The organism is Oceanihabitans sp. 2_MG-2023 (assembly GCF_030547245.1).
Taxonomy (GTDB): Bacteria; Bacteroidota; Bacteroidia; order Flavobacteriales; family Flavobacteriaceae; genus Oceanihabitans.
Window position 1 is genome coordinate 110,307 of the sequence record NZ_JAUOQT010000002.1, and the last position, 25,880, is coordinate 136,186.

The window sequence follows — 25,880 nt, forward strand, 5'->3', positions numbered from 1 at the left end:
ACTATTTATTTCTTTTTTGCTGTTGTTTTTTTCTTTGCAGGGGCTTTTTTCTTAGCGACCTTCTTTTTTGGTGCGTTCTTTTCAATAATAGCTTGCACTTCTTCTAAAGTGAACTTAGTTACATCGACTGTTTTTGGTAATTCAATTTTAGTTTTACCTTTAATTATATTGTGTCTTCCCCATCTTGCTTTTTCTACTTTAATTCCTTCTTCTTCCCAATGGTGAATAACTTTATCTATTTCTTTTTGAATTTTTTCCTCAATAAGTGTTACAATATCATTATCGGATAGATTATCCCAATCGTATTTTTTATTTACGTTAATAAACATGTTGTTCCACTTAATAAATGGACCAAAACGACCTTTTCCTTTTTGCACTGGCAATTCTTTATAATGATAAATTGGAGCATCTGCTTTTTGCTTTTCTTTTATTAAAACAATAGCATCATCTAGTTCTACACTTAAAGGATCTGTTCCTTTTGGCAATGACACATACGCTTTCCCAAACTTTACATAAGGACCAAAACGACCATTATTTACTTGTACTTCTTCGCCTTCAAAAGTTCCTAAATCTTTAGGAAGTTGAAATAAATCCATTGCTTCTTCAAAAGTAATCGATGTTAATTGTTGGTCTGGCGAAAGACTTGCAAAAGTTGGTTTTTCTTCATCATCTACAGTACCAATTTGTACCATTGGGCCAAATTTACCTAAACGAACACTTACGCGTTTTCCTGTTTTTGGATCTTCCCCTAAAATACGTTCTCCAGATTCTCTTTCGGCATTTTCTTGAACGTCTTCTACTTTAGGATGAAAAGTCTTATAAAATGACTTCATCATTTTTTTCCAATCTTTTTTGCCTTCTGCTATATCATCGAACTGATTCTCTACTTTAGCTGTAAAGTTGTAATCTAAAATACTTTCAAAATGGTTTACTAAAAAATCGGTTACAATCATACCAATATCTGTTGGTACTAATTTCCCTTTATCAGATCCAACTTTTTCGGTAAGCACAAGATCTTTTACCTTTCCGCTTTCTAAAGTAAGCTGTGTATAATCACGTGCTACGCCATCTACAGCTCCTTTTTCAACGTAATTTCTATTTTGTATGGTAGAAATAGTTGGCGCATAGGTAGAAGGACGACCAATTCCAAGTTCTTCTAATTTCTTCACCAAAGATGCTTCGGTAAATCTTGCTGGCGGTCTTGTGTAACGCTCTGTTGCTGTTATGTAATTATTTAAAAGTGTTTCATTTACTTTCATTGCAGGCAACATACCGTCTTGCTCTACATCTTCATCATCTGTTCCTTCTAAATATACTTTTAAGAACCCTTCAAATTTAATAACCTCCCCATTTGCAGTAAATATTTCACTATTTTTTGAAGATGCTATTCTAACATTTGTACGTTCTAATTGTGCTTCACTCATTTGTGATGCAATCGCACGTTTCCAAATTAAATCGTATAGTCTTGCTTGATCTCTATCAATAGCTACAGAGTGTGTTGCAAAATTAGTAGGACGAATAGCCTCATGCGCTTCTTGAGCACCTTTAGATTTCCCTTTGTAATTTCTTGGTTTACTATATTTTTCGCCATAAGCAGATTCTATTTCTGCTTGCGCTCCTTTTTTTGCTTCATCCGATAAGTTTACACTATCTGTTCTCATGTAGGTAATTAAACCTGCTTCATAAAGGCGTTGTGCCATATTCATGGTTTTACCTACTGAAAAATACAACTTTCTTGCTGCTTCTTGTTGTAATGTTGAAGTAGTAAAAGGTGCTGCAGGTGCTTTTTTCGCTGGTTTTTTCTGAAGATCTGCAACTTTAAAATCTGCTGCTGCATTACTTTCTAAAAATGCGTAAGCCTCTTTTTTTGTTGCAAAATTCTTAGGAAGCTTTGCTTTAAAGGATTGCCCTGCTTCATTAGAAAACTCGGCATCAATTCTATAAGATGCTTCTGCTTTAAAGTTTTGAATTTCTCTTTCTTTTTCAACAATTAATCGAACAGAAACCGATTGTACACGTCCTGCCGAAAGACCTCCTTTTACTTTTCGCCATAAAACTGGTGAAAGCTCATAACCAACAATTCTATCTAAAACTCTTCTTGCCTGTTGTGCATCAACCAAATGATAATCGATGCTTCTAGGATTCTCAATTGCATTTTTAATTGCTGTTTTAGTAATCTCATGAAAAACAATACGTTTTGTTTTTTCCTTATCCAGCTTTAGAGTTTCGGCTAAATGCCAAGCAATTGCTTCTCCTTCTCGATCCTCATCACTAGCTAGCCATATCATTTCTGCTTTTTTGGCTAAATCTTTCAGTTTTTTTACAACTGCCTTTTTATCTTTAGATACTTCATATTTAGGATCAAAATCACCTTCTACATCTACTCCTAATTCTTTAGAAGGTAAATCTGCAATATGCCCAAAACTAGACTCTACTTTAAAATCTTTTCCAAGAAATTTTTCAATAGTTTTTGCTTTTGCTGGTGACTCTACTATAACTAAATTCTTCGCCATATTTCTATTTTTTCAGAATGCAAAGGTATGCGAAAAAAAATTCACGTTCCTAATTTATTATTTTTAGGGTCTATAATTCTTTAGAAAGAAAAATGAAAAAAGCCTGAATTAACAGGCTTTTATTTAAAAAAATATTGTTGTTAAATATTTCCTATTTGGTCCAATTCTTCAAAATCATCAAAACCAACCACTTCCTTATATATAAAATAAATTGGAAGATAAATAAGAGGCATCGTAAATAGAACTCCTACACCACAAGCCAAAATACCTAACATAGCTATAATACCAGTAATAAAAACCAATCCAAAGGTTAAAAACCATTTCTTTGTTCCTAATTTAAAACTCAGTTTAACAATTTCAAGTTCACTTAATTCTTCATTAAACGCAAAAACAACAGCAAAATATAACAACGGAATAGAAGCATATATATATGGTATTATAAAAAGAGCTTGAGCTACGGCTGTAATTAACGCATAAACCACACCTAGAACCATAACCTTTCTAGAATTCTCGCCTTTAAAAAAATAAAAAAGGTCGTCTTTTTTTTCTTGCATTAAATCCTCTTGTCTACAAACCCTATAAAAACCAGCCATCAAGCCTAACAAAACAGGAGATAACACTAAGCTTTGTGGCAAGTTCTTTACAGCGCTATTTGCATAGATAGTAAAGAAATTTAATCCTTGAAAATCTGCAACATCATATGGATTTGGAATAAATCCGATGGACACGAATGCTAGAGCGATTAGCACTCCAAAAATCATTGTAATTAGAATCATTAAAAAACCTTGCAACCATATCTTTTTAAACAATTGAAAAGAATAGTCCAGGATTGCTCCAAAATCTAGAGTTTTCGCTTTTAGTAATCGTGTTTCAAATTCCTGAAAAGTCATTCTATTTTATTTAAATGAAAAGTTACTATTCGTTTCCAATTTTTGATATTTCTTCCATTTCCTCAAACCCTATTACATCTTTGTATATATAATACGCAGGGATATATGCAAAAGATGTTGTTACAAAAATACCAACAAAACACATAATCATACCTACAATGGAAGCTAAAATAGAACTCACGATTACGAGTCCAAAAGTAATGAACCATTTTTTATTTCCTAAAGCAAAACCAGACTTAATAATTTCGGAAACGGATTGTTCTGGGTTAAATGCAAAAATCAAATTCATTAATGTTATTGGCACTATTACATAAAAAAATGGCAAATAACATAAAAGTATAGCAACAAAAGAAATTCCAACTATTGCAAGGGATAGTTTTATTAGCTTTCCCAAATAAGGCCTTTTAAAATAATAGAAATAATCCTCTTTCCCTAGTTCATTTAAGTCTTTCATTTTACAAATTCTATAAAAGCCAGCTCGCATACCAAAACCAATTACACCTGCTACTACACCAAAAACTAGCATTAATAGAAAGAAAGGTATCATTATAAAGAAATTAGGATCTCCAGACTCAAAAGAAGTAGGGTCCATTATTCCGGCTCCTATTAAAGGCAAATACATAATAAAGTAAAACGGGAGCATAATTAACATGGTTAAAAGCATCATAATTAATCCTTGTACCCAAACTTTTTTAAAAAGCTCTATACTTTTATTAAAAATATCACCAAAATCTAACGCTTTGGCATTTTGCACTTTACTTTCAAATTCTTGAAATGTCATTATTTATCGTATTGGTTAGTGTTTCAAAAATAGGTAATTATTAATAAATATTTCAAAAAAATTACACACTGTCACTTTGTCACTTTACTTAAAATAATCGTATCTTTGCATACTTATTGACAGAAATTTATTTCAATTAACAGATTCCCAATTTTATGGGAAATGAATTATTCCGTTTGCACGGAAAACTAAAGATGGAAAAAATAATAGACGAAAAAAAACAAGGAGAAAACCTTGTTATAGAAAATAAAGAAGGGAATACAAGAAAACTTTTTATTGAAAGTTATGGTTGCGCTATGAATTTTAGCGATAGTGAAATTGTAGCTTCTATTCTATCTAACCAAGGTTTTAACACTACTCAAAATCTAGAAGATGCAGATTTGGTTTTAGTAAATACATGTTCTATTCGTGATAAAGCAGAGCAAACCGTTAGAAAACGCTTAGAAAAATATAACAAAGTAAAAAGAACAACTAACCCAAAAATGAAGGTAGGTGTTTTAGGCTGTATGGCAGAACGCTTAAAAAGCAAATTTTTAGAAGAAGAAAAAATCGTAGACCTAGTTGTTGGTCCTGACGCCTATAAAGATATACCAAATCTACTAGCAGAAGTAGATGATGGTAGAGACGCTATAAATGTGATCTTATCTAAAGAAGAAACCTATGGAGATATTTCGCCTGTACGCTTAAACACCAATGGTGTTACAGCTTTTGTATCTATTACTCGTGGTTGCGACAATATGTGCACGTTTTGTGTTGTTCCTTTTACAAGAGGAAGAGAACGAAGTAGAGATCACCAAAGTATTATAGAAGAAATTAATGACCTTTGGAGTAAAGGTTACAAAGAAATTACGCTTTTAGGACAAAATGTAGATAGCTACCTTTGGTATGGAGGAGGCTTGAAAAAAGATTTTGTAAAAGCTACCGAAATGCAAAAAGCAACTGCAGTAAATTTTGCAAAGCTATTACAGCTTTGTGCAGAAGCACAACCAAAAATGCGCATTCGTTTTTCTACTTCTAATCCACAAGACATGACATTAGATGTTGTAGAAACCATGGCGAAATACGAAAACATATGCAACTATATACATTTACCAGTGCAAAGCGGAAGCGATCGTATTCTAAAAGAAATGAACAGACAGCATACACGTCAAGAGTATATGGAGCTTATAGATAATATTAAGCGTATTCTTCCAGAATGCACGATTAGCCAAGATATGATAACTGGTTTCCCAACAGAAACTGAAGAAGACCACCAAGACACCTTGAGTTTAATGAAATATGTAAAATATGCCTTTGGCTATATGTTTGCGTATTCAGAAAGACCAGGAACCATGGCAGAACGTAAGCTGGAAGACGATATCCCTCTAGAAGTGAAGAAAAGACGCTTACAAGAAGTTATCGACTTACAATTAGCACATAGTTTAGAAAAAACCCAATCTTTTATTGGTAAAACAGTAGAAGTATTAATAGAAAAAGAAGCTAGAAAAGGAGATCAAGATTGGTCTGGTAGAAACAGCCAAAACCTGCTTTGTGTTTTCCCTAAAGAAAACTATAAAGTTGGCGACTTTGTAAACATAAAAATTACTAGAGTTACAAAGACCACCTTAATTGGTGAACCTTTGGGATATTCTAAAAATAATTAATTCATGGAATCCATTCAATCCATAAAACAACGTTTCGGCATCATTGGTAACGACCCAACACTTAATCGTGCCATAGAAAAAGCCATACAAGTAGCACCAACAGATATTTCGGTTTTAGTAACTGGAGAGTCTGGAGTTGGTAAAGAGAGTATTCCTAAAATTATACATTCGCTCTCCCATAGAAAGCATGGCAAATATATAGCGGTAAACTGTGGTGCAATTCCGGAAGGAACCATCGATTCGGAACTATTTGGACACGAAAAAGGCGCCTTCACTGGAGCTACAGCTACCAGAAATGGATATTTTGAAGTAGCCGATGGAGGAACCATTTTTTTAGATGAAGTTGGAGAACTACCATTAACAACACAAGTACGTTTACTTCGTGTTTTAGAAAATGGCGAATTCATTAAAGTAGGCTCGAGTAAAGTACAAAAAACAGATGTACGCATTGTTGCTGCTACTAACGTAAACATGTTTGATGCCATTAAAAAAGAAAAATTTAGAGAAGATTTATACTACCGATTAAGCACTATAGAAATTAACCTTCCTGCACTTCGCGAACGTAAAGAAGACATTCATTTACTATTTAGAAAATTTGCTAGCGATTTTGCTCTTAAATACAAAATGCCAACCATCAAATTAACAGAAGATGCGATACAATTACTTTTAAAATTTAGATGGTCTGGTAACATTAGGCAATTACGAAATGTCGCAGAGCAGGTTTCGGTTTTAGAGCAGAATAGAACTATAAATGCTGCTTCGCTACAAGAATATTTACCAACTGGAAGCACCAATTTACCTGCAGTAATTAAAAACACAAAAGCAGAAAGCGATTTTAGTAATGAACGTGAAATATTATACAAGGTTTTGTTTGATATGAAAGCCGATTTAAACGATCTTAAAAAGCTTACTATGGAGCTCATGAAAAATGGTAATGCAACCGAAGTTCAAGAAAAAAACGAAAGCTTAATTCAAAAAATATACGGCAACGAGGAAGATGCTAATTTTGAAGACGCTAAAGAAGATGTAGAATTATTGTCTATTCCGCAAAACGTAACTCCAAAACCAATACAAGACGCATCCGATAAATATCATTTCGCCGAAGAAATTGAAGAAGAGGAAACCCTTTCTTTACACGATAAAGAATTAGAACTAATTAAAAAATCTTTAGAACGTCATCAAGGAAAACGTAAATTAGCAGCAGCAGAACTTGGCATTAGCGAGAGAACTTTATATAGAAAAATAAAGCAATTTGATTTGTAACAAAATTTTATGAAAATCAAAATAATAAAAAGTTATTTTTGAAATCCTATAAACAAATAAATGAAAGCAGTAGAAATATTTTTAATCAGAAAATCGTTTAGTCGTAACAGCTCTGAGGCCATAAGACAAGAGGCAGAAGATTTAATAAACGAAAAACATTATCAAGGTTACCGACTTATTAATGCAGATTTTGATGTAGCAGATAATGCAGGATATATTTATGCTTACATAACTATGAAAAAACCGAATACCTATTAATTAGTACTAAAATAAATGTCACGCTAAGCAAGTCTGCACGTAGCGCAGCCGAAGTGAAGCATTTTTTACTTATGAAAAACTTAAAATTTATATTCCTTTTTCTTATAACAACCACACTCTTTACTTGTGGTCCATACTCCTTTACAGGAGCATCTATTTCTTCTAATATAAAAACATTTCAAGTAAACTACTTTCAAAATAATGCCATTTTAGTAGAGCCAGGTCTAAACAGAGATTTCACAATAGCATTACAAGATTTAATAACAAATCAAACTAATTTAAGTTTAGTAAACTCTAATGCAGATTTGGTTTACGAAGGCGAAATTGTAGAATATAGAATTTCTCCAACCACAGCAACATCATCGAACACTGCTGCACAAAACCGTTTAACAATTGGTGTAAATGTGCGTTTTTATAATAAAAAGAATGAAGAGGATGATTTTGAACAGCGCTTTTCTTTTTACTACGATTATGGAGGAAGCGAACAACTTGTTGGCACAATTAAAGCAACTGCTTTTGAAGAAATTTTTGAACGCTTAACCCAAGATATTTTCAATGCATCATTAGCTAAATGGTAATCTTAATTTTAGTTTTAAAACATTACCATTTCGAATGGAGTTGAGAAATCTCCCAAAAAAAAGTAAATTTGACATAGTCAATGAATAATACAGATTTTACATATTTATTACAACATCCTCAAGAGGTTACCGTTTCACAAACCGAAGCATTAAAAACCATTCTTGACGCATTTCCGTATTGTCAATCTGCAAGAGCCATCTACTTAAAAGGGCTAAAAAACAAAGAAAGTTTCAATTACAATAAAGAATTAAAAAAAACAGCAAGTTACACTACAGACAGAAGTATTTTGTTCGATTTTATTACTTCACAAGAATTTCTACAAAATGAAATATCGCAACACATAAAACAAAACATTGAACACCTAAAAGAAATCCCAGTAGATGTTGAAGATATTTCGGTAAATAAAAACGTCACAATAGATGATGCTTTAAAACAACAAATAAAAGATACCACAGGTGTTTTAGACCCAGAGTTATTTCAACCAAAAATAAAACGTTCAAAAATCGCAAATTTCAATTTAGATGTTTCTGAAAAAATAGAAGAATCTAAAGAAGAAAAAACGGATGAAACATTTTCTGCAAACGAAATTTTAAACCTTGGCAAACCGTTACAGTTTAATTCTAAAGAAACACATTCGTTTAACGAGTGGCTAAAACTTGCAAAGTTCACTCCTATTGTACGCCAAGAAGAACAAGAAATAGTAGAGGAAATAAAAACGGAAAAAGAGAAAAAATTTGATCTTATAGAAAAATTTATAACAAAAAACCCTAAGCTAAAACCAATAAAAACGGCTAAAGCAAATATAAATATTGCCGAAGAGCAAATGATACAGCCAGAAGCACTAATGACCGAAACATTAGCTCGAATTTATGTAGAACAAAAAAACTATAAAAAAGCATTACAATCTTATAGAATATTAAGTTTGAAATATCCAGAAAAAAGTGGTTTCTTTGCAGACCAAATTAAAGCAGTAAAACAATTACAAGAACAAAACAATAAAGAATAACTCATGTTTACAGTATTTTTAATATTAATAGTAGTAGTAGCATTTTTGCTAGTTGTAGTAATTATGGTACAAAACCCAAAAGGTGGAGGTTTATCATCATCCTTTGGTGGTGGTGGAACACAACAATTAGGTGGTGTTCAAAAAACAACCGACTTTTTAGATAAAAGCACATGGACGCTTGCAACTATTTTAATTGTATTAATTTTAGTTTCAAACGTTGCAATTAACAACGGAACAACAACTACAGAATCTAAAGCACTAGATACAAATAACATCGAAGTTCCTGTGGAAGTACCAACTGCACCTGCACAAACAGAAAACACTCCTGCTGAGTAATCTGTTTTTTAAAATATTTAAAATGCCAACCTTAAAGTTGGCATTTTTTTTTATCCAAAATTTAATTCTATAACAGGAAAAGTTGAACATTCGGTAACTTTGTCAGTCCTACTCTATTGGCACATTTTTAGCTTCCAATTAAAACATCAATATTATTATAAATAAATAAAACATATATCATGAGTAAAGTAAACATTAAACCTCTTGCAGATCGTGTTCTAGTAGAACCACTTCCTGCAGAAACGCAAACAGCATCTGGTTTATTTATTCCAGATTCCGCTCAAGAAAAACAACACAAAGGTACTGTTATAGCTATTGGAACAGGCAAAAAAGACGAACCGCTTACAGTGAAAGTTGGAGACACTGTTCTTTACGGAAAATATTCAGGAAACGAATTAAAATTAGATGGTAACGACTATTTAATGATGCGTGAAGAAGATATCATGGCTATTATCTAGGCTATCATTCCGCACTTGATGCGGAATCTATTCAACAAACAATTAATTTCAATTAAAAAAATCATTATGGCAAAAGACATAAAATTTGATATAGATGCACGCGACGGGTTAAAACGTGGTGTAGATGCATTAGCAAACGCAGTAAAAGTAACGCTAGGACCAAAAGGACGTAATGTAATTATTAGCAGAAGTTTTGGTGCTCCTCAAGTAACTAAAGATGGAGTTTCTGTTGCAAAAGAAATAGAATTAGAAGATCCTTTAGAAAATATGGGAGCGCAAATGGTAAAAGAAGTTGCAAGTAAGACAAATGATCTTGCAGGTGATGGTACTACTACAGCTACAGTTCTTGCGCAAGCAATTGTAAAAGAAGGCTTAAAAAATGTTGCTGCTGGTGCAAACCCAATGGATTTAAAACGTGGAATAGACAAAGCGGTTACTTCGATTGTTGAAGATCTTGAAAAACAAACAAAGAAAGTTGGTAACTCTTCAGACAAAATAAAACAAGTTGCTTCTATTTCTGCAAATAACGATGATGTAATTGGCGATTTAATTGCTATGGCATTTGGTAAAGTTGGAAAAGAAGGAGTGATTACTGTGGAAGAGGCTAAAGGAACAGATACTTATGTAGATGTTGTAGAAGGTATGCAGTTTGACAGAGGTTACTTATCTCCTTATTTTGTTACAGATAGTGACAAAATGATTACAGATTTAGAAAACCCTTACGTTTTATTGTACGATAAAAAAGTGTCTACAATGAAAGATTTACTACCTGTTTTAGAACCTGTAGCACAGTCTGGAAAACCTTTATTAATTATTGCTGAAGATGTAGATGGTGAAGCATTAGCAACTTTAGTAGTAAATAAATTACGTGGTTCTTTAAAAATTGCTGCTGTAAAAGCACCAGGATTTGGAGACAGACGTAAAGCAATGTTAGAAGATATTGCTATTTTAACTGGTGGTACTGTAGTTTCTGAAGAAAGAGGATTTACACTTGAAAATACTACTTTAGATATGCTTGGTACTGCAGAACGTATTACTATTGATAAAGACAATACGACTGTGGTTAATGGTGCTGGAGATAAAAGCATGATTAAAAACAGAGTAAATCAAATCAAATCACAAATTGAAACTACAACTAGTGATTATGACAAAGAAAAACTTCAAGAACGCTTAGCAAAATTAGCAGGTGGGGTTGCTGTACTCTATGTTGGCGCTGCTAGTGAAGTAGAAATGAAAGAAAAGAAAGACCGAGTAGATGATGCTTTACATGCTACACGTGCCGCTGTAGAAGAAGGCATTGTTGCTGGTGGAGGTGTTGCTTTAGTTCGTGCTAAAAAAGTATTAGAAAAAATTACTACTGAAAACTTAGACGAAACTACAGGTGTACAAATTGTAAACCGAGCAATTGAATCTCCTTTACGTACTATTGTAGAAAATGCAGGTGGTGAAGGAAGTGTTGTTATAAACAAAGTATTAGAAGGTAAAAAAGACTTTGGCTACGATGCTAAAACAGATCAATATGTAGATATGCTTAAAGCTGGAATTATCGATCCTAAAAAAGTAACAAGAATTGCTTTAGAAAATGCAGCTTCTGTTGCTGGAATGATTTTAACTACAGAGTGTGCTTTAATTGACATTAAAGAAGACACTCCTGCTGCTATGCCAGGAGGAATGGGAGGTGGAATGCCAGGAATGATGTAATGGCGAATCGCTGTAAACAGATTACTCACTCATATGTAAATAACGCATCAGTAAGTATCTAATACATAAATCATTAAAATGCTTCTAGATATTTCTAGGAGCATTTTTTTTGTTTAGCCTTTTAATTTATTTAATAAAGTTATTCTTATTTCACAAAAAACTTTTTAATTAAACCAAACCGCATATTTCTGTCTACGTAACTCTAAAGCTAAAGTTTCTTCCATTTTTAAAGCTTCTGCTCTAGTTGTAATTGACTCTATATGGTTGTATAAACTTGGTCTTAAATACAAGCCATATTTTTCAACAATGTTTGAGGATAGTTTATAACCTTTTTTGTTTCTGTAGCCCGTTTTGTGTTGTGCAAAACGTTCTTTTGGTGTTTTACTAGTCATACCAACATACAAGCATTGCAAGACGCCATTAAATTGCGGATTTGCATTTCTAAACTTTGCATTTTCTGTAAAAACGCGTTTAGATAATTCTATAACGTATATTCTATATGGCATTTGGTAAAAATAAAAAGCCTGAATTAAAATTCAGGCTTTTCTACTTATTTCTTACTATTTACTATTGTTTTCTTATTCTTTATGATCTTCTTTCACTTCTTCATCTCGATACTTGCAACAAGGATGTACACTTTCATACGCTTCTTTTGTAGCTTTTATCTCTTTTGTATCGTGTCCTACTGCAGCAATACTGTTATGAATTTCATTTAGATTCGTTTTCCCATCATTATAGATAAGTTGTAACTCATGCGTTTCTACACTCCAAACTGCAGATTTTACTCCTTTAACTTTAAAGCATGCTTTTTCAATTCGGTCTTTACACATACCACAAACTCCATCTACCTCAATAGATGCTTTTGCATTTTTATTTTGAGCAAAAGCAGTTAGACCTACAAACATTAAAACGGTTAATGCAATTATTTTTTTCATGTTATTATATATTATTTTATGTTATTGAATTTTAAATCGTAATCCTGCATAATAATTAGAACCATATATTGGTCCGTATACAAATGTAGTATCAAAATTTGCACCAAAAGGATCATCTGCGCCTAAAATGGGATTATTTTGTCTAACATTTGTAATATTTTCACCTCCTAAATATACTTCAAATTTTGGAGAAAACACTTTGGTTATTTGTGCATTTAGAGTAGCTACAGTTGGGGAATATGCTCCTAATTGGTATTGCGAAGGATTACCTTCTGTAGATGAAAAACGTTGTTTCCCTAACCAATTAAACGTTGCATCCATTTTCCAACGCCCCATTCTGCCTTCTTTAATAGGAGTTTCATAAGATGCATTTACAAAAAATCTATTTTTAGGCACTAAAGGTTTTTCTAATTTTTCACTTCCATATTGTGTTTGCACATCGTAATATTTGTATGCCAAACGAAGATCAAAATTAGTAAAAACATTATAATTCATTTCTATTTGAAAACTATTCGCATAGCTTTCTCCTTCTAAATTATAAAAATTCACTTCTTGCGGATTCTCATAATCCACAACCACTTGGTTTTCAAAATCGGTTCTGTAATAATCTAAAGTAATATCTGCTTTTCTATTAAATAAATTAAATCCTTGTAAAAAAGACACTCCGTAATTCCATGCTATTTCGGGATCTAAACCATAAATTTCTCCACCAGTATTCACAATATTTATAGTTCTTGATGTAGAAAAAATGCTTTGGTTTTCGGCAAAAATACTAGCACTACGTTTTCCTCTTCCAAAAGAAGCCCTTAAAGCAGATTTCCCCCAAGGCGTATATCTAGCGTGTACTCTCGGTGTAACAAACGTTCCTAATAAATTATGAGTATCTACACGAATACCAGCGGTAATATTTAGGTTCTTTAAATTATCGTAAGCGTATTCAAAAAACACACCAAAATCCGATTCATTTCTTCCAAAATCTGTTGTATTTACAACTTCATCATAATGATCGTAAGTATAGCTAACCCCTGTTTTAAATTTACTTCTGGAATCGCCAATAATAGAGTTGTAAATTATAGTTGAGTATAAACTATTTTGAGTAATATCATAATCATTTAATCCAAAATAAGAATCTTGAGTATGCCTACTAAAAGCGGCTTGAACACTAACACTTTGCCATGGAATTTCTGGATTTACATAACCTATTTTTGAAGAAACCTCATATCTTTTTGTGTCTATTTCTCCTCCCCAAGCATTGGTTGTTCCTTTATCTGTATTTGGATCGAAATCTACTTCACCTGTTTGTTTTTCATCATTTAAAAACTTAAAGTTAATAAAGCTTACAAACCCTTTTTTTAGATTGGTATATTGCCAACGATTCATTAGATTAACTTGATTATACAAAGGCATATCTAAAAAACCATCGTTATTCACATCATGTTTTGTATTATGCGTGTTGCCATGTAGATAAATTCCTGTATCCCATTTCTCGCTCACCTTAGTATTAAAATGCGTATTTAATTCGAATCGTGTATTACTTGCACCATAGAGATTAGCAAACAATTTATAGTCTGTAGACGGCTTCACTAACTCTGCATTTATTTGTCCTGCTATACTTTCATAACCATTTACTACACTTCCTGCTCCTTTAGTAATTTGAATACTTTCTACCCAAGTTCCAGGAATAAAACTTAATCCAAAAGCTTGTGATGCTCCACGAATAGATGGAATATTTTCTGTAGCAATTAATAAATAAGGACTAGTTAATCCTAGCATTTTAATTTGTCTAGTCCCGGTTACTGCATCTGCAAAATTGACATCGATAGATGGGTTTGTTTCAAAGCTTTCTGAGAGATTACAACAAGCCGCTTTTAGCAACTCTTTACTACTTACCGTAAAGGTATTTGTAGCATTTAAATACGATTTAGCAGTTGCTTGTTTTCTTGAAGTTACTGTAACTTCATCTAAATCACTTTTAGATTCTAATTGTACTTGAACTTTTTCTGGTTTAACAATATGTAATGTATCCGTTTTAAAACCAACATAACTAATCACAAGTTTTTTATAGGATTCGTTATACGGAATCGTAAAATTCCCGTTATAATCTGTGGTGGTTCCAACAGAAGTTTCTAGCCAATACACATTTGCTCCAAACAAAGGTACTTGCTCTTTTTTTTCACTGGCTTCCAAAACTATTCCACTAATTTGTTCTTGTGAAAAAATAGCAAAAGGAAGCATGAATAGTATGTATAATATTTTTTTCATGTTTTATTAAGTCAATAAATTATTCTTTAACATCCTGAAAGATTTCAGCATGTTTATTTTCTTCAAAATAAATTGAAGACTAAATAATTACTTAATAAATCAAATAAGAAAAGTATCGTTAACTAACTGCAGATCTACAATTAAGTTTGGTGGAGAGTAATCTTTATGCGGAATAATTTGCTCTGGCAAACCTTCAAAAAGATTAATATAAATATACGCAAAGGATGTTAAAAATAGCTGTTGTTCAAATTCTAAATCGTCAAAATTTTTAATAGCTAAATCTTTCTGACCTTGAACAAAATCGATTTGATCTTTACAGCAATTTTTTTTTGTGATAGCTGCCTGTTTCATTTCAAAAGCTTCCATAGCACATTTTTCTCCTTCTGTAAAGATGGAAACATCTACTAAAACATCACCACAAAAGTGTTTTTCAACAGTAAGAGAAACAGTTGAAAACAAAACTAAAAAAGCTAATGTTATAGAAAAAAAATTATGTAAAACTTGTTTTATCACCTTACAAAATTACAAAAAACAAAATGTATAAAACTTGTTTTACAAAATCATTAACAATTATTCCTGTTTTTTATAATTATAAAAAGCAGGAATTAACAGTAAAAGAATAAGAGGCTGAATTAAAAACCTTCTAATATTGAAGAATAAATAATAGTCTTCTTGTTTTGGACTAATAATAAAATATAGAAATAATATTAAAAGTAATACTAGAGATATAGAGTATAAAATTATCGAAAATTTAATAATGTTTTTATCTTTAAAAAGAACAAACAAAATCGCTAAAGATATAACTGAATTAATAACATATCTTAAAACGGTAAACATAGTAAGTTTAAATGTTTCTTGTCTTGGCGAATCTAAATACAAGTAGTCATTTTTAAAAAAAGACAAATACGGATCGTAGAAAATTTGCTCTTCAAACACACGAATTAGTATGAGTAAAATACCCAAAACTAACAACAAACTATATTTTGTTAGTTTATGCATTTCTTTTAATTTTTGAAAAACGATTTACCCAAACAATCCAAAGCAAACAAACCATACCATAAATTATTGCTGGAAAAATTACCGTATGCAGAATATCTTTTCGCCAAGGGTAATGATATAACCCAATAGACAAAATGGCTATTCTAACCAAATTAGCAATATAAATTAAAACACTTCCTGCAAAAATATACAACACTGTTATTTTAAATTTACTTGCAAATGCTATTATAAACGATATAAATAAAATAATAATACTCACCGAATTACAACCTTCTATAACTCTAGCAACATATTTTTCGTTAATAATTAATTTTAACGATGCTTCATTAGGATGTGGCAAAAGCTCTACTCTATAATCTAAAGCATTCAGTATTTCTTTACTCTGCTTTGCTACCAAATTGGTCATATAATCTGGATAATATTTCTCGCCAGAAGAAAATTGCAAAAAGAATTTATAACTAAAAGTTAAAATAGCATACACCAACAAAAAGGTTGCTATAAATTTTAGTACAGACTTATATTTTATAAAAAGGTGCTTCAATGGCATTACTTTTAATTTACATGGTTAAATTTATGTAAAAAGGGTTTAAATATATTGGTTTTTGAATACTTTTGCCAAAAGTTAATGAAACATATGAATTTCGAACAATTAAAACCTGAAATAATTACCATTATTACAAACAAAGAAACGTCTAAGGATAATAAATTATTATCTATTTGTACGCTTCTTGAAGAACATATTACCTATTATAATTGGGTTGGTTTTTATTTTAAAAATGGTGATAAAGACGAATTAAAACTAGGGCCTTACGTTGGCGAACCTACAGACCACACTATTATTCCTTTTGGTAAAGGTATTTGTGGTCAAGTTGCTGTTAGCAATAAAAACTTTGTGGTTCCAGATGTTGCTGCACAAGATAATTATATAGCTTGTAGTATTACTGTAAAAGCCGAGATTGTAATTCCTATTTTTGTAAATGGCGAAAATATTGGTCAAATAGATATAGACTCTAATACACCAGATCCTTTTACCGAAGCTGACGAACGTTTCTTAGAGTTTGTTTGCACTCAAGTAGCAACACTGCTGTAAACATATATTAAACCAAAAAATAAATTCCACAAAGTATTAGATTAACATCCTACTTTTTGGAATTTATTTTTTTTTAGATTTCGAAAGCACTTAAATTTCTATCTTACATTCCTGTTCTAATGGCTTCCACTGGATCTAATTTTGAAGCAGAAATAGCTGGAATCACACCAGAAACAACGCCAATAAAAGTAGATAAAACAAATCCTAAAAACATATTATACATAGATAATACAAATTCAAAGTCACCTGTTAGTTGTGATACAATTTTAGCAACAATAAATACTAAAATGAGACCTACCACACCTCCAATTATAGCTAAAATTACTGCCTCAAATAAAAACTGAAACAAAATAAATTTATTTTTAGCTCCTAATGATTTTTGAATTCCAATTAAATTGGTTCTTTCTTTTACGGAAACAAACATAATATTTGCAATACCAAAACCTCCAACAAGTAGAGAAAAACCACTAATTAGCCATCCTGCAGAATTCAAAACACTAATTATACTATCAATAACATCTGTTAATCCTGAAAGTTTATTAACAAAAAAATTATCTGGCTCATCTGCTTTCAATCCTCTAAATGCTCTGTATTTTTGTTTTACTATTTGTTCAAAAGCAGAAATATCAACACCTTCATTTGGTCTAATAATTACTGCTCCCGGCAGTCCTTCAGAACCACCATTTTTAAAACGTCTTACAAAATTTGCTGGCACATACGCTTTTTCATCTGGCGAATCACCAATACCACTTCCAACCTTTTTAAGCACACCAATTACCGTTAATTTTCTTCCAAAAACACGAATCTCTTTTCCTATTGGGTTTATTTTTTCAAAAAGATTTTCTGCGGTAGCGCTCCCTAATACAATAACTGGAGCACCAGAAACAGATTCGGATTCGGTATAAAATCTACCTGCTACAATTTTCATGTTTTCAATATCATAAATACCTTCTGAAACAGGATTTACGCTTACTCCTGTTACTATTTTACCTTCATATTTAATATTTTCTTGTCCGCCAAATATAATATAGGCCATAGCATCTACTTCATCTAGGCTTTTTTGTAAAAATATAAAGTCTTCGTATTCTGTTTGTGGATAATTTTCTCGTTGCCATCTAGGTATTGTAGTAGGACCAAAAGAATACTTAGTAACGTACATGGTATTTTTATCTAAACCTTCTAACTGTCCTTTTATATTCTTATCTAAAGAATCTACTGCTGCTAAAACAGCTATAATAGAAAAAATACCAATGGTAACACCAAGCAAAGACAAAAACGTCCTTAACTTATTGTTTGCAAGGGCACTAATTGCAAAAGAAAAACTCTCTTTAAAGAGACGTAAGTACAGTAACATATGCAGTAAATATTATACTTTTTTAAAGTGATATAAAGGTAAGACGTTTTTATATATTAATTGTTACAAATAAATGAAAACAAATTAGAACCTCTTAGTTGTTAATAACTCCTTGTTTTAGTTGAAAAAACAAATACCTATTAACTTATAAAAAGCACTTAATATTGCTATTTTTGCAGCCAAACAACACAACAATAATGAGCAATAACAAAACCATTAAATCTGCACTAATTTCGGTATTTAGTAAAGATGGATTAGAACCAATTGTAAAAGAATTAAACAAACAAGGAGTGACCATTTATTCTACAGGTGGTACAGAAAAGTTTATTACAGATTTAGGGATCAATGTCGTTCCTGTAGAAGATGTAACTTCATATCCTTCTATTCTTGGCGGAAGAGTAAAAACATTACACCCAAAAGTTTTTGGTGGTATCTTAAACAGGCAAAACCACGATGGTGATATTGCAGAAATGCAAGAATATAACATTCCGCAAATAGATGTAGTAATTGTAGACTTATATCCTTTTGAAAAAACAGTTGCTTCTGGAGCAAGTGAACAAGATATTATTGAAAAAATTGACATTGGAGGAATTTCTCTAATTCGTGCAGCTGCGAAAAATTATGCAGATGTTATTTGCGTTTCTTCGGTAGATGATTATTCTGAATTTTTAGAATTAATCACAGAAAAAAACGGAAACCTAACCGAAGCAGACAGAAAACAATTTGCTGCAAAAGCATTTCATGTTTCTTCGCATTACGACACTGCTATTTTTAATTACTTTAACAAAAACCATGAAATTGCTTCTCTAAAAATTAGTGAAACTCAAGGAAAGGTTTTACGCTATGGTGAAAATCCACATCAAAGAGGATTCTTTTTTGGTGATTTTGATGAAATATTCACCAAGCTTCACGGTAAAGAATTAAGTTACAACAATCTTTTAGATGTAGATGCTGCTGTTAATTTAATAAATGAATTTAAAGGAGAAGCACCAACATTTGCCGTTTTAAAACACAATAATGCTTGTGGTTTTGCACAACGTGCAACCGTTTTAGAATCTTATTTAGACGCGTTAGCTGGAGATCCAGTTTCGGCTTTTGGAGGAGTTTTAATTAGTAACACAGAAATAGACAAAGCTACTGCCGAAGAAATTCATAAATTATTTTGTGAAGTAGTTATTGCTCCTTCATTTTCTGAAGAAGCTTTAGAAATTTTAAAAGGTAAAAAGAATAGAATCTTATTAATTTTAAAAGATTTCGATTTCCCACAGACAACAGTAAGAACTTGTTTAAATGGTGTTTTAGTGCAAGATAGAAACGCTAAAACAGATACCCTTGCAGATTTAAAAGACGCTACTAACAATAAAGCTACAGAAGCAGAGTTAGATGATTTAATCTTTGCTTCTAAAATTTGTAAACACACAAAATCGAACACTATTGTTTTGGTAAAAGACAAACAATTATGTGCAAGTGGAACTGGACAAACTAGTCGTGTAGATGCATTAAACCAAGCCATACATAAAGCACAATCTTTTAATTTCGAATTACAAGGAGCAGTTATGGCAAGTGATGCTTTTTTTCCATTTCCAGACTGTGTAGAGATTGCTAAAAATGCAGGAATTACTGCAGTAATACAACCTGGAGGTTCTATAAAAGATCAATTAAGTATCGATTATTGCAATGCTAATAATGTAGCAATGGTATTTACTGGAACTAGACATTTTAAACATTAAAAAAATTCTTGCAAAAGCAGGAATTTTAAGAGTATTAACAACAATTTCCAGACCTTTCTGGTTTTTAAAACAGGAAAGGTCTTTTTTTTCTAAATGCTTCAGAAAAAAAGAAAGTAAAAGAAAGGTTGAATACATATTTTATTGTTTTTCTGAATTCATTATTCCAATTTAGGGAAAAAACAATTCCGCGAAAGCGATAAAACAAATACTTGAAAAGCTGCATTTAACTATCTAGATTTTCAAGTGTTAAAACATCAATTTTAAAATCAAATTTAGAAAGAGTTTTACTACCTTTACGTGGTTTGATTTTTAACAAATATAATTAACATAAAGAATGGGATTTTTTGACTTCTTAACCGAAGAGATTGCAATAGATTTAGGAACTGCAAATACTTTAATTATACACAATGACAAAGTTGTTGTAGACAGTCCATCCATAGTTGCTAGAGATAGAATTACTGGGAAAATTATTGCTGTTGGTAAAGAAGCCAGTATGATGCAAGGAAAAACGCATGAAAACATTAAAACAATTAGACCTTTAAAAGATGGTGTAATTGCAGATTTTGATGCTAGTGAGCAAATGATTAGCATGTTTATTAAAAACATTCCAGCGTTAAAAAAGAAACTCTTCACTCCTGCGCTTCGTATGGTTATTTGTATTCCTTCTGGAATTACAGAAGTAGAAATGCGAGCAGTAAAAGAAAGTGCAGAACGTGTAAATGGTAAAGAAGTGTATCTAATACATGAACCAATGGCTGCAGCAATTGGTATTGGTGTAGATATTATGCAACCAAAAGGAAACATGATTGTAGATATTGGAGGTGGTACTACAGAAATTGCTGTAATTGCTCTTGGAGGAATTGTTTGTGATAAGTCTGTAAAAATTGCAGGAGATGTATTTACAAATGATATTATTTATTACATGCGTACGCAACACAATTTATATGTTGGAGAACGTACTGCTGAAAAAATTAAAATTCAAATTGGTGCTGCTACCGAAGATTTAGACCTTCCGCCAGAAGACATGAGTGTTCAAGGTCGTGATTTACTTACCGGAAAACCAAAACAAGTACAAATATCGTATCGTGAAATTGCCAAGGCTTTAGATAAATCTATTCTTCGTATAGAGGATGCGGTTATGGAAACCTTATCGCAAACACCACCAGAATTAGCCGCAGATATTTACAATACTGGAATTTACCTAGCAGGTGGAGGATCTATGTTACGTGGTTTAGACAAACGTTTGTCTCAAAAAACAGACTTACCTGTGTATATTGCAGAAGACCCATTACGTGCTGTTGTTCGTGGTACAGGAATTACACTTAAAAACATTGCTAAATACAAAAGCGTATTGATTAAATAAGAGTAATACCATTTTAACATGCAGCAAATAATTAATTTTATATTACGTAACAAATCTTTTTTGTTATACATATTGCTGTTTTTTATATCTATTGTTTTTACCATTCAAAACCATTCGTATCAGAAAAGTAAATTTGTAAATTCTGCAAACTTTTTGTCTGGAGGTATTTATACCAAAGCAAATAATATTAGTCAGTATTTTGGTTTAAAAGAGCAAAACAACCTGCTACAAGAAGAAAATAACCAATTAAAATCTGCGCTATACAATCTAGAAGGAAAAACAAAAACAAGTTTTTTAGACAGCCTTTCTTTCACTTCAATTTATAACTTCACACCAGCAATTGTAATAAAAAACAATTATACTTTAAGTACTAATATCTTGCTCATTGATAAAGGGAAACGAGATAGTATTAAACAAGATTTTGGTGTAATTACCTCGAAAGGAATTTTAGGGATAATTGATAAGACAAGTACAAAATATGCAACGGTACTCTCTATCTTAAATACTAAAAGTAAAATTAGTGCACAACTAAAAAGAACCAACGACTTTGGCACACTAAAATGGAATGGAAAAACACCAGAACTAGTACAATTAGTCGACATCCCATCTAAAGCTAAACCTATTCAAGGAGATACAATAATAACTTCTGGTCGTTCTGCAATTTTTCCAAAAGGCATTCCTATTGGAATCGTTAAAGACTTTAAACTAGATGCTGCTGAAGATTTTTACGAAATAAATGTGGCATTATTTAATGACATGACAACTATCGAGCACGTATATGTGATCGAAAATAAAGACACGAAAGAAATTAATAACTTATTAAATCCTGCAGATGAATAGTGTAATTTCTTCAAATGCAATCCGATTTATAGTATTAGTGCTTTCACAAATATTAGTATTATCGCATATTAATTTTCTTGGCTATATAAACCCGTATATATACATTCTATTTATCTTATTATTTCCAGTAAAGAACAACAGAATGGTATTTTTACTATTAAGTTTTCTATTAGGTATAACTTTAGATATGTTTTTAGATTCTGGCGGTATGCATGCAGCTGCATGTGTAACCATAGCTTTTATTAGACCTGCTGTTTTAAAATTTTGTTTTGGTGCTGCTTATGAGCATCAAACTATTAAATTTAATCAAATAGAATTTGGCGCAAAACTCACCTATTTAAGCATACTTACTGTACTGCATCATCTAATATTATTTCTTTTAGAAGTTTTTAACTTTTCACAGATAATTTTAGTGCTACAAAAAACGTTATTCTCAAGTATATTTACTATTATACTAAGTGTTTTAGTAACCACTATATTCCGTAGAAAAACAAAATGAGACAACTTTTACTTTTCATCTCCATAATCTTTGTTGGTATTCTATTTATTGCAAGGCTTTTTTTCCTTCAAGTATATCAAGATAATTCCAATAATTTATACGAAGACAATGCTATTCGTAAGGTATTTGACTACCCAAAACGCGGCTTTGTTTACGATAGAAACGGAAAGCTTCTGGTTTCTAACCAACCATCTTATGATGTGATGGTAATTCCGCGTGAAGTAAAAGCACTGGATACTTTAGAATTTTGCTCACTATTAAAAATAGACAAAGAGCAATTTATTAAAACCTACAATAAAGCTTACAAATACTCTCCACGATTGCCTTATGTTTTTCTTCCGCAACTTTCTAAAGAAGATTATGCTGTTTTACAGGAAAAAATGCGAAAATTTGAAGGATTTTACATCCAAAAACGTTCATTAAGAAATTACGAAACTACTATTGGAGCCAATGTACTTGGTGATATTGGCGAAGTAAACCAACGTATTATGAACAAAAATCCCTATTACAAAATGGGAGATTTAATTGGTATGCAAGGAATTGAAGCTTCTTATGAAAAAACATTACGAGGTGTTAAGGGAATAAAATTTATACAAAAAGACAGATTTAATCGAAATATTGGGCCTTATAAAAAAGGTAAATTTGATACACTACCAGAATCTGGAAAAGACATTAAAACAACCATTGACGCTACCTTACAAGCCTATGGTGAAATTTTAATGACAAACAAACGTGGTGGTATTATTGCTATTGAGCCAAGTACGGGAGAAATACTATCGATGGTAGCTGCACCAACGTACAACCCTAACTTATTAGTTGGTAGAGAGCGTTCTAAAAATTTTAACAAACTAATACGAGATTCTATAGCAAAACCATTATTTAATAGAAGTATTCAAGGTGTATACGAACCAGGTTCCCCTTTTAAATTAATGAATGCATTAGTCGCTTTACAAGAAGGCGTTATTTCTACAGATGAAAAAGTAACCTGTTACGCGGGATATAAATACGGTAACAGATTTATGAAATGCCATTGTAGAAGTGGTACAAGAAACGATATGGTGCACGGTATACAAGAATCTTGTAATGCCTATTTTGCAACCGTATATCGAAGAATTTTAGACAAACCCGAAAACGCTTCCTTAGGAATTAACATTTGGAGTGATCATGTAAAAAGTTTTGGTTTAGGAAACTTTTTAAATAACGATTTATACGTTGGTCAAAAAGGAAGAATCCCGAACAGAGATTACTATAAAGGAATATATCCGAAAACGTTTTATTCCACATACACTATTTCTAATGCCATTGGTCAAGGCGAAGTTGCCACAACGCCAATACAATTAGCAAATATGATTGCTGCTATTGCAAATAGAGGCTATTATTTTACACCACATATTATTAAAGAAATTAAAGATGAAACTTTAGACCCAAACTTTACAATACCAAAATATACAACCATAGACAAACAACATTTTGAACCTGTAATTGAAGGCATGCTTAGCGTTTATAAACATGGTACTGCAAGTCATTTACAAGTTCCTGGCATAGATATTTGCGGAAAAACTGGTACTGTTGAAAATTTTGTAAAAATGGATAGTACAAGAGTACAATTAACAGACCATTCCATATTTGTAGCTTTTGCTCCAAAGAACGATCCTAAAATTGCCATTGCTGTATTTGTAGAAAATGGATATTGGGGAGGACGCTTTGCTGGACGTATTGCTAGTTTAATGATTGAAAAATACATTAAAGGTGAAGTTACAAGAACAGATCTTGAAAACTGGATATTATCTCATAGTCTTGAAGATGAATATGCAAAACCATATTCTGGAGAGCCTTTTAAAATAAATGGAGAAACAAAACTACAAGTTATTCCTATAGAAGAAGCAAATAAACTAAGAACCAAGCTAAACAAATTAGAGATATAACCTATGTTTAGACAAACAGATAGACATTTTAAATTTGATTGGGTCACTATAATTTTATTTTTAATTTTAGTAGTATTTGGCTGGATGAATATTTTATCTGCTTCACACACAGGAACAACTATAAATTATTTAGATATTTCACAACCTTATGGGAAACAACTAATGTTTATTGGTTTAACGCTTTTGCTTATTATTTTTATTCTATCTATTGATGCTAAGTTTTATGAACGGTTTTCCAGTTTAATATTCATTGTTTCCATGTTATCTTTAGTTGGCTTATTTCTTTTTGGTAAAAATGTAAATGGAGCAACATCCTGGTATGGCATTGGAGGCATGACTATACAACCCAGTGAATTTGCTAAAGCAGCAACTGCTCTGGCTGCTGCAAAATACATAAGCGATTTAAACACAGATATAAGAACGTTTAAAGATCAAATAAGAACGTTTATTATTATTATAATTCCAGCTTTTTTAATACTACTTCAAAATGATGCAGGAAGCACATTGGTTTACGCTTCTTTCTTTTTTGTTTTATATCGAGAAGGTTTACCAAAAATTTACTTAACACTAGCATTAGCATTAGTTGCTATTTCTATTTTAGCTTTAAAATTCGGACCAATAATTACTTCGGTTTTTGCCATACTATTTATTGTAACAAACTACTTTATTCAGAAAAAGAAGCCTGTAGTTCTACAACCAATACTTACTGCATTAGCATGTATAGTGATTGCCTTTGGGATTAAATTCTTCTACCAAAACATATTGCAGCCACACCAACAAGACAGAATTAGTCTTTGGTTACGATTAGAAAAAGATCCTCAAAAAGTTGCAGAAATGCGTAGAGATATTCTTTATAACTTGTATGAATCGGAAAAAGCTATTAGCTCTGGAGGCTTTTCTGGGAGAGGTTTTCTTGAAGGAACTAGAACCACTGGTAAATTTGTTCCCGAACAACATACCGATTATATTTTTAGTACTGTTGGTGAAGAGTGGGGGTTTCTAGGAAGCATGTTTGTAGTTATCATTTTTGTGCTCTTAATGCTTCGTGTTTTAAAATTAGCCGAACTACAAAAATCGCAATTTAGTAGAGTATATGGCTATTCTGTCGCCTCCATCTTATTTTTTCATTTTATGATAAACATAGGTATGGTAATGGGTTTAATTCCTACTATTGGAATACCACTTCCTTTTTTTAGTTATGGTGGTTCTGGTCTTTGGGGATTTACTATTTTACTTTTTATATTTATTAAGTTAGATTCTAACCGAATTAATGAATGGTAAGATAATGACTTCAAAAACGGCATTATTTTACTACTTATAGCTTAAATAGCTCACTTCATCTAAAAAAACAATAATCTCCTTTTCTTAAAAACAAGAAAAATCACACGATTGCTTATATTTATATAATGCGCTAACACATAGCGCATTATAACTAATTAACTAAAATATTAAAGA

25 protein-coding genes are annotated in these 25,880 nt (G+C 31.6%); 15 read left to right on the forward strand and 10 right to left on the reverse strand.

All coding sequences use genetic code 11. From position 1 onward, the window contains the following. Positions 1-5 precede the first annotated feature (5 nt). From topA to Q4512_RS04475, 3 genes are all read right to left on the reverse strand, one after another. Positions 6-2,513: a type I DNA topoisomerase gene (gene topA, locus Q4512_RS04465; RefSeq protein ID WP_303422032.1), complete on the reverse strand. Its 2,508-nt coding sequence runs from the start codon at positions 2,511-2,513 to the stop codon at positions 6-8. A 140-nt stretch (positions 2,514-2,653) separates the two neighbouring features. Next, positions 2,654-3,403: a hypothetical protein gene (locus tag Q4512_RS04470; protein ID WP_303422034.1), complete on the reverse strand. Its 750-nt coding sequence runs from the start codon at positions 3,401-3,403 to the stop codon at positions 2,654-2,656. Positions 3,404-3,428: 25 nt separating this feature from the next. Next, the gene (locus Q4512_RS04475; protein WP_303422036.1) at positions 3,429-4,184 is read right to left on the reverse strand and encodes a hypothetical protein; all 756 of its coding nucleotides are present in this window, start codon (positions 4,182-4,184) and stop codon (positions 3,429-3,431) included. Positions 4,185-4,378: 194 nt separating this feature from the next. On the opposite strand from Q4512_RS04475, the gene miaB reads away from it, so the two are divergent. The 8 genes from miaB to groL all read left to right on the forward strand — a co-directional run bounded on the left by miaB (position 4,379) and on the right by groL (position 11,428). After that, positions 4,379-5,827: a tRNA (N6-isopentenyl adenosine(37)-C2)-methylthiotransferase MiaB gene (gene miaB / locus Q4512_RS04480; RefSeq protein ID WP_303422039.1), complete on the forward strand. Its 1,449-nt coding sequence runs from the start codon at positions 4,379-4,381 to the stop codon at positions 5,825-5,827. A 3-nt stretch (positions 5,828-5,830) separates the two neighbouring features. Then, a complete protein-coding gene (locus Q4512_RS04485) occupies positions 5,831-7,090 on the forward strand; it encodes a sigma-54-dependent Fis family transcriptional regulator (RefSeq protein ID WP_303422041.1) in 1,260 nt (419 codons plus the stop codon). A 60-nt stretch (positions 7,091-7,150) separates the two neighbouring features. Further along, entirely contained in the window at positions 7,151-7,348 is a 198-nt protein-coding gene (locus tag Q4512_RS04490; RefSeq protein ID WP_303422043.1) for a hypothetical protein, read from the forward strand. 71 nt (positions 7,349-7,419) lie between these two features. After that, positions 7,420-7,926 (forward strand): LptE family protein, encoded by a 507-nt coding sequence (locus tag Q4512_RS04495; RefSeq protein WP_303422044.1) that lies wholly within the window; start codon positions 7,420-7,422, stop codon positions 7,924-7,926. A gap of 80 nt (positions 7,927-8,006) precedes the next feature. After that, the gene (locus Q4512_RS04500) at positions 8,007-8,933 is read left to right on the forward strand and encodes a hypothetical protein (protein ID WP_303422046.1); all 927 of its coding nucleotides are present in this window, start codon (positions 8,007-8,009) and stop codon (positions 8,931-8,933) included. Positions 8,934-8,936: 3 nt separating this feature from the next. Continuing rightward, entirely contained in the window at positions 8,937-9,269 is a 333-nt protein-coding gene (secG, locus tag Q4512_RS04505; RefSeq protein ID WP_303422048.1) for a preprotein translocase subunit SecG, read from the forward strand. Between the two features lie 179 nt (positions 9,270-9,448). Then, on the forward strand, positions 9,449-9,727 hold the full coding sequence (locus tag Q4512_RS04510) for a co-chaperone GroES (protein WP_303422050.1): 279 nt from the start codon (positions 9,449-9,451) through the stop codon (positions 9,725-9,727). Positions 9,728-9,793: 66 nt separating this feature from the next. Further along, the gene (groL, locus tag Q4512_RS04515) at positions 9,794-11,428 is read left to right on the forward strand and encodes a chaperonin GroEL (RefSeq protein ID WP_303422052.1); all 1,635 of its coding nucleotides are present in this window, start codon (positions 9,794-9,796) and stop codon (positions 11,426-11,428) included. Positions 11,429-11,592: 164 nt separating this feature from the next. On the opposite strand, the gene Q4512_RS04520 is transcribed toward groL, so the two are convergent. From Q4512_RS04520 to xrtF, 6 genes are all read right to left on the reverse strand, one after another. After that, positions 11,593-11,934 (reverse strand): GIY-YIG nuclease family protein, encoded by a 342-nt coding sequence (locus Q4512_RS04520; protein ID WP_303422055.1) that lies wholly within the window; start codon positions 11,932-11,934, stop codon positions 11,593-11,595. A 72-nt stretch (positions 11,935-12,006) separates the two neighbouring features. Beyond that, entirely contained in the window at positions 12,007-12,363 is a 357-nt protein-coding gene (locus tag Q4512_RS04525) for a heavy-metal-associated domain-containing protein (RefSeq protein WP_303422057.1), read from the reverse strand. 21 nt (positions 12,364-12,384) lie between these two features. Continuing rightward, on the reverse strand, positions 12,385-14,625 hold the full coding sequence (locus Q4512_RS04530; protein WP_303422060.1) for a TonB-dependent receptor: 2,241 nt from the start codon (positions 14,623-14,625) through the stop codon (positions 12,385-12,387). Between the two features lie 99 nt (positions 14,626-14,724). Further along, positions 14,725-15,138, reverse strand: coding sequence for an HYC_CC_PP family protein (locus Q4512_RS04535; protein ID WP_303422063.1), 414 nt, complete (start codon positions 15,136-15,138; stop codon positions 14,725-14,727). 57 nt (positions 15,139-15,195) lie between these two features. Then, positions 15,196-15,624: an exosortase F system-associated membrane protein gene (locus Q4512_RS04540; RefSeq protein ID WP_303422065.1), complete on the reverse strand. Its 429-nt coding sequence runs from the start codon at positions 15,622-15,624 to the stop codon at positions 15,196-15,198. Further along, the gene (xrtF, locus tag Q4512_RS04545; protein ID WP_303422068.1) at positions 15,617-16,165 is read right to left on the reverse strand and encodes an exosortase family protein XrtF; all 549 of its coding nucleotides are present in this window, start codon (positions 16,163-16,165) and stop codon (positions 15,617-15,619) included. Before xrtF ends, Q4512_RS04540 begins: the two co-directional genes overlap by 8 nt. A gap of 93 nt (positions 16,166-16,258) precedes the next feature. On the opposite strand from xrtF, the gene Q4512_RS04550 reads away from it, so the two are divergent. Further along, positions 16,259-16,714, forward strand: a complete 456-nt coding sequence (locus tag Q4512_RS04550; protein ID WP_303422070.1) for a GAF domain-containing protein — start codon at positions 16,259-16,261, stop codon at positions 16,712-16,714. 103 nt (positions 16,715-16,817) lie between these two features. On the opposite strand, the gene Q4512_RS04555 is transcribed toward Q4512_RS04550, so the two are convergent. Beyond that, complete coding sequence (locus tag Q4512_RS04555; RefSeq protein ID WP_303422073.1) at positions 16,818-18,068, reverse strand: ABC transporter permease; 1,251 nt, start codon at positions 18,066-18,068, stop codon at positions 16,818-16,820. 197 nt (positions 18,069-18,265) lie between these two features. Here Q4512_RS04555 and purH point away from each other — a divergent pair, with 197 nt between their 5' ends. From purH to rodA, 6 genes are all read left to right on the forward strand, one after another. Next, positions 18,266-19,798, forward strand: a complete 1,533-nt coding sequence (gene purH, locus Q4512_RS04560) for a bifunctional phosphoribosylaminoimidazolecarboxamide formyltransferase/IMP cyclohydrolase (protein WP_303422076.1) — start codon at positions 18,266-18,268, stop codon at positions 19,796-19,798. Between the two features lie 334 nt (positions 19,799-20,132). Next, on the forward strand, positions 20,133-21,161 hold the full coding sequence (locus Q4512_RS04565) for a rod shape-determining protein (RefSeq protein ID WP_303422078.1): 1,029 nt from the start codon (positions 20,133-20,135) through the stop codon (positions 21,159-21,161). An 18-nt stretch (positions 21,162-21,179) separates the two neighbouring features. Continuing rightward, entirely contained in the window at positions 21,180-22,001 is an 822-nt protein-coding gene (gene mreC, locus Q4512_RS04570) for a rod shape-determining protein MreC (protein ID WP_303422081.1), read from the forward strand. Then, the gene (locus tag Q4512_RS04575; protein WP_303422083.1) at positions 21,994-22,500 is read left to right on the forward strand and encodes a rod shape-determining protein MreD; all 507 of its coding nucleotides are present in this window, start codon (positions 21,994-21,996) and stop codon (positions 22,498-22,500) included. The genes mreC and Q4512_RS04575 overlap by 8 nt, the downstream gene beginning before the upstream one ends. Then, positions 22,497-24,425 carry a penicillin-binding protein 2 gene (gene mrdA / locus Q4512_RS04580; protein ID WP_303422086.1) on the forward strand — a complete coding sequence of 643 codons (1,929 nt, stop codon included), beginning with the start codon at positions 22,497-22,499 and terminating at the stop codon, positions 24,423-24,425. Before Q4512_RS04575 ends, mrdA begins: the two co-directional genes overlap by 4 nt. Before the next feature lie 3 nt (positions 24,426-24,428). Next, positions 24,429-25,706, forward strand: a complete 1,278-nt coding sequence (rodA, locus tag Q4512_RS04585) for a rod shape-determining protein RodA (RefSeq protein WP_303422088.1) — start codon at positions 24,429-24,431, stop codon at positions 25,704-25,706. The last annotated feature ends 174 nt before the right edge of the window (positions 25,707-25,880 follow it).